Genomic DNA, 4,949 nt, shown 5'->3' with positions numbered 1-4,949 from the left:
TATAAAAGGTAGGCTTTACGGCTTCGTTGCCGGTTTAGGTTCAACACACAGCACATATTCAGCCCCTCTTGGCCATAAGCAAATGCTTAGCTCCACGGCTTAGGGCTGAAAACGATGCTTAATTGTTGTGCACTGTTTTTATTCCATTTTCTAATTCATCAATACTGATTTCAAGTCCATTTTGGTTTTTAAATTCAGTCCATTTTGTCCCGAAATATTTTTGATGAGATTTACTAATTAACCAAATTAATGTATTTTCTCGACCGTCATAAACAAACTTATGATTCAGTCCTTTTATTCTATAAGCCAATATCCCACTACCAAAACTGTAAGGCTCAAAATGAAATTCTAATAATTCAAATTTAAAGATTGAGTCAAGTTTTGATTCTATATCTTTTCTAAAATCTTCAAAATTCATTTCTTGGCTTTTTTCAGTATAAATCTATCTTTTGCGTGTCCGCCTTCAAAATATCCAATTCCTGATTTTGGGCAAAAAATAATTGTCTCAACTAAAAAACCAACCGTATCAGTAAGTTTTTCAGATAACACAAATTGATATTCATTATTATCCAAATAGTCTAGTAAAGAATAACATTCAGTTTCAGCCCCTAATTTTCTAAGTTGCTTAAAAATTGGTTCACTGTATTGTTCATTCGGTTTAATATCTTGTAATACACTTTTATCAAATGGAGTTGATGAGTGAAATTCATTAATAATTTTCCACCAGTTCTTTTCTTTTTTAAGGAATTGGAACATTCTTTCTTGTTTGTCCTTTTTAACAAAATCCGAAATGAATTTTTCAAATATTCCTTTTATGTCATTAGAATTCTTGCTCATTTCTTAGTTTCTTCAAATAGTGCACAACGGTTAGGCTATGCATAGTGTGGCTTTCAAAGCCATTATCTATCTGCCTACTCCGATGTCTATTTTATGTTTATATGTTCAAATCTACTACAAAACCCACATTATGTATGAGCCATTGTTACCAAGCGTTTTATCTTTTCAATATATAGGTTTCATCTCCTTCAAATCACCAAATAATCAAAGCATTAAAACCTATATTAGTAGTCATTCTTAAGGGCATTTTCTATTTTTTAGAAACTCTTTAAGCGGCCAAAAAAGTTCGAACTTAAAATGTCATCGCCTAAAACATGAAATCAAGAACTTCGTCTCTACGTATTCACCTCATGTATGCCCAATGCCATTCGAACTTAAAATGTCCAGACCTAAAACATGATGTAAAACTAATAATTTATTACATAAAGTTTTACAATTTTTAAAAAAGTAAAGACAACCAGGAACTTAAATTTCCCACGACTGAAACCAAGTCAAAGTCGTTTTGTTATTCACACGCTTTGCCTTTTTTAAAAATCAAGATAGGCAGGACTTAAAAGGCCCGCGACTGGAACCGAGCAACTTCATCTTTCAACACATTCATTCTTATTGGCTAAAAATGCCCGAATTCGTATTCGTTTCCTTAATTAAAGAAAGAACTTTTTTCCCTACCAAATGCTTTGTCCTTTGAATTTAAATGCTTGGTAACGTGTTGAACATGGTGCGTTTGGGTTTTTTAAACCTTTATCTTTCAATCTACTCCTTGTTTTATTTATATCTAATATCGTCATTTATTACTCTAATTTCCAAATGCACTATGTTTTGTGTTACAGGGCGTTTTTCTTCATTTCTTTATATTCATTACTATTTATCTCTACAACTAGAATAGGGAATCTTTTTCTAATCTCCAGATATTCATCAGGTTCCAGCTTTTCGATATCTTGTTTATTGAATTTTTTTAGAGCGTATTTTTGTTGTTCGCTTATATAAATATTTTTAATCTCATATAGTTTCCTCAAATAGTTTGCATAAGTAAATCTCTCATCAAAATTTATATAAAGGATATTTCTAATTCCATCGTGTATTTTATTTATTAGAAAGTCTTCAAGTTCCTTTTGAGATAAATCATCTCCATTTACTTCTATTGATTGATTTCCAATTTTACAGAGTATGTCATTGGAGGTAAAATCATCTAAAGGCGGAATTTTTGGAAGAGGAGGTACTGTATGTCTTTGAAATACGGAGTCAAATAATTTATTCTCGATATAAGGTAATTTATAATAATTACCATAAAGAATATCAGAACTGTCTTGAGTTAGGTATGATATCTGTATAATTCTCGCTTTTTGAAGTTCCTTTTTCAATCTATTTATATCTTTTAGTTTTATTTCCCGATCACAATAAAGGGATCCACGTCTTCCAGTTGTTGAGATATCTCGATTTTTTATCTCAAGGATTTTTAAAAAAGCTAAGCTATCCAAAACAATTTTTTCACCATTTACATAGACATTATTAAGATCTGTTTTATTAAATACAAAAGTCATTGAATGTAGTGTGTGGAAATTATTTATTGATGATTTTAAATAGGGAAGTGAAATATTAGTGTTCTTTTTTTTATTGAAGTAATCAATAAAGTTATTATAAGAGTCTTTTTCTAAACTAATTATTAATGAGTCATTATCAATTGAGTAAAAATTTAGTTCATCATTAATTATTTCAAATCGATTTTTCTTTAATCCCTCGAAACCAGGAAACATGAAAGTATCACCTTTTATTTTGTAAAAACTGTTATAATGATTCCAGTAACGAATTCTAAAAGAATCTTGAGTGATATCCCAAATCCGCGGACTCACAAAATTGTCTTTTTCAATCCAAGTTCCTACAATAGATTTTTTTTCTGTACATCCTGCTAATGTGAGAAAAACTAAAAATATCAATAAATGCTTCGTTTTCATATTTTTTTAAATGCCCTGTAACGTGTTGGCATATATTTACGTGGCGGATTTGTCTGCTGTAATTTTTCTGTCCACGAATATACTATATTATCTGCCATAATCATAAAAAGTTGCGACTGAAATCGCCATGAAATATGATGCCTTGTTGGCAAACTGGGCGTTATTGATTCACATTATGCTGATAGCTTTGGAACAACCAAGCTCTACCCGAATTTTACTCGGGATGTGCTTGGTTGTGAAGGGTGGATAATTCGTTTGTATTATCTCATAATCGTCATCTTTTTAGAATCTGTTATTTGTCCGTTAATACTTATTGAATAAAGATATATTCCATTTTTCAAACCATTTGCATCAAAATCAATATAATGAATGCCTTTAGTTTTTGTTCCCTCTATGTATGTCTTTATTAATTGTCCAGTATAATTGTAAATACTTATCTGCACATTTGATTCCTCCTCCATTTTATAGTAAATCTGAGTAGTACCATTAAAAGGATTCGGATTATTTTGCAATAGCCCTCCTGCTTCTAAGACATCAATATTTCCTTTTAAGGTAGTGCTCATTTTCTCTTCAGGAATTAATGATAAAAGAAAGTCTCTATGTTCAAAAAAATGATTTTTTGATTCTGGTTTAAACTCTACTAACTTACCGGAATAGTTAGATTTATCACCTTCATTTTCCATCAAAAAGTAAACATAACCCAAATCGATTATTGCAAATATACTGTCTTCTATTGTTTCTGGATTAATGATAGTTGCCTCAAAAAAGTTAATTGCTTCTTGATAATTACCTAATTTTATTTCGCAAACATTTACAAGACGAGTTGCCAAATTTGCAAGAGTTGTATCAAGTACAATACTATCGGTTGTTAGAAAATATTCTTTCAATAACGAGTAATCGTTAGTAGAAAACTTTTCTATATTAATTAATTCTTTCATAGCAGACTCGGCATATTTTGTTTTGGGGTACTGCTCAATTAGCAATTGAAATGTAGCTTTTGAATTTGAGTATTGCTGATCGTCAAATTGTTCTTTTCCATCAAAATACATTTGCTCGGCTAATCCTATTGGAATTGGAGAACCATTAGGGCACCAAGTTGGACTATATGTAAAATACTCATATGGATATAAATCTTCACTAGCTACAAAATTATTATTTGCTGTCCAGCAGTTATATCGTATATCTTTTTGATTTATTTTACCTCCTGTAGGATAGGCGAAATATAATAACGGATCGCTTGGATTACCAATATTATAGTCGTCAATAATAGCGTTATACCGAAAATACCATGGGAAACTGTATTTTGAGATATACAGCTCATAGCTGGTATTATTTGTTATATAATTCATTTCGTTATACGAAGTAGCATTATAAGCACCATACATTGCTACGTTACATTTATTATTTAAACGAATGCCATATGCATTATTGTGAATATGATTCATTGAAATGGACACCTTTGAATCGTAAGCAGTAATACCAGTTAAATTAGAATTGAATATTTCATTGTTATGAATATGATGGTAGTTCGCCATATTTCCATCGCCCGACTGCCATAGCTGAATACCATTATAAAAACCATTCATGGTATTGTTTTCTATACGATAATTATCGTAGTTGCAAAGATCTATGGCGGCCATAGTAATATCTGTTGTGAAATTACAATTAGCTACTATTGCAGTTTTGTCATTTTCATCGGTATTTTCAATATAAAGCCAAGTACGGCTAAAATCAGAATTTGTATAAGTTACTGTACCTCTATGAGAACGTATAATATAGCAGTCATCAAAATTACAATCATTAACAATAAGATTATCGCCATAATTATGCATGCGAGCTTTTGTAAAAATAGTTTGATCTAAGTGTAGTGCTTGCATTTTGATTGTTGATATGTAAACCGCCAAAATATCCTGAATTACCCGATCGGTTAAAATTGACATTATTTCCTATTTGAATATTGCCTTCTACGATGATTTTGTTAGATGAATTTCCACTTATGCTTACGTTGTCTTCTATAATTAAAGTTGCTCCAGTGTTTTGGCCCCTTAAACAATCGGACAAAGTTATAGTTAGAAATCTATAAATTTGTACGATCATGACAGAAAAAAGAAAGTTTACAAAAGAAGAAAAGCTTCAATTAATAAAAGAAGCAGCCGAAAA

General features: G+C 30.7%; 4 protein-coding genes. All 4 read right to left on the bottom strand.

Annotated features, from left to right (window positions below):
* Positions 1 to 118: 118 nt before the first annotated feature.
* Positions 119 to 418 (bottom strand): hypothetical protein, encoded by a 300-nt coding sequence (locus tag HNS40_RS21570; protein WP_172284790.1) that lies wholly within the window; start codon positions 416 to 418, stop codon positions 119 to 121.
* Complete coding sequence (locus tag HNS40_RS21565) at positions 415 to 837, bottom strand: hypothetical protein (RefSeq protein ID WP_172284789.1); 423 nt, start codon at positions 835 to 837, stop codon at positions 415 to 417. Before HNS40_RS21565 ends, HNS40_RS21570 begins: the two co-directional genes overlap by 4 nt.
* Before the next feature lie 824 nt (positions 838 to 1,661).
* The gene (locus HNS40_RS21560) at positions 1,662 to 2,789 is read right to left on the bottom strand and encodes a hypothetical protein (RefSeq protein WP_172284788.1); all 1,128 of its coding nucleotides are present in this window, start codon (positions 2,787 to 2,789) and stop codon (positions 1,662 to 1,664) included.
* A gap of 260 nt (positions 2,790 to 3,049) precedes the next feature.
* On the bottom strand, positions 3,050 to 4,729 hold the full coding sequence (locus HNS40_RS21555; protein WP_172284787.1) for a T9SS type A sorting domain-containing protein: 1,680 nt from the start codon (positions 4,727 to 4,729) through the stop codon (positions 3,050 to 3,052).
* Between the last annotated feature and the right edge of the window lie 220 nt (positions 4,730 to 4,949).

Origin of the sequence: Lentimicrobium sp. S6, assembly GCF_013166635.1 — a bacterium.
Classification (GTDB): Bacteria; Bacteroidota; Bacteroidia; order Bacteroidales; family UBA12170; genus UBA12170.
Note: the sequence above shows the minus strand (reverse complement) of the source record. Positions and strands in the feature narration are given on the sequence as shown.

Coding starts and splice junctions, on each gene's coding strand:
- HNS40_RS21570 (WP_172284790.1), bottom strand. CDS start 418: ATGAATTTTGAAGATTTTAGAAAAGATATAGAATCAAAACTTGACTCA.
- HNS40_RS21560 (WP_172284788.1), bottom strand. CDS start 2,789: ATGAAAACGAAGCATTTATTGATATTTTTAGTTTTTCTCACATTAGCA.
- HNS40_RS21555 (WP_172284787.1), bottom strand. CDS start 4,729: ATGTCAATTTTAACCGATCGGGTAATTCAGGATATTTTGGCGGTTTAC.
- HNS40_RS21565 (WP_172284789.1), bottom strand. CDS start 837: ATGAGCAAGAATTCTAATGACATAAAAGGAATATTTGAAAAATTCATT.